The sequence below is a fragment of the Romboutsia maritimum genome, assembly GCF_002251085.2.
In the GTDB taxonomy this organism is placed as follows: domain Bacteria; phylum Bacillota; class Clostridia; order Peptostreptococcales; family Peptostreptococcaceae; genus Romboutsia_B; species Romboutsia_B maritimum.
Genome location: NZ_NOJZ02000093.1, coordinates 1 through 807 on the forward strand (window position 1 = coordinate 1; position 807 = coordinate 807).

Sequence of the window (807 nt, forward strand, 5' to 3'; positions counted from 1 at the left end):
TGATCCAGAGTACCACGGGACACGTGAAACCCTGTGGGAAGCAGGAGGGACCATCCTCCAAGGCTAAATACTACCTAGTGACCGATAGCGCATAGTACCGTGAGGGAAAGGTGAAAAGAACCCCGGGAGGGGAGTGAAATAGAACCTGAAACCCTACACTTACAAGCTGTGGGAGCACATTATTAGTGTGACCGCGTACTTTTTGTAGAACGGGCCAACGAGTTACGTTAAGTAGCAAGGTTAAGCACTTAAGGTGTGGAGCCGTAGCGAAAGCGAGTTTTAAATGAGCGAGTAGTTACTTGACGTAGACCCGAAACCGGGCGACCTACCCATGAGCAGGATGAAGCGAAAGTAAAATTTCGTGGAGGTCCGAACCCACGAGCGTTGAAAAGCTCGGGGATGACTTGTGGGTAGCGGTGAAATTCCAATCGAGCCCGGAGATAGCTGGTTCTCCCCGAAATAGCTTTAGGGCTAGCCTCAAGCGTAGAGAAACGGAGGTAGAGCACTGAATGTCCTAGGGGGTATTGCACTTACCGAAGACTATCAAACTCCGAATGCCGTATTCTTTTACTTGGGAGTCAGACTGTGGGTGATAAGATTCATAGTCAAGAGGGCAACAGCCCAGATCGTCAGCTAAGGTCCCTAAATGTAAGTTAAGTGGTAAAGGATGTGGGATTGCACAGACAACCAGGATGTTGGCTTAGAAGCAGCCACTCATTTAAAGAGTGCGTAATAGCTCACTGGTCGAGTGATCCTGCGCCGAAAATTTCCGGGGCTAAAACTTACTACCGAAGCTACGATATCATT

Annotated in this window: 1 rRNA gene; it reads left to right on the forward strand. The window is 48.9% G+C overall.

The annotated features are described in order from the left end of the window. Positions 1–807 (forward strand): 23S ribosomal RNA (locus CHF27_RS13985); the annotation flags it as partial.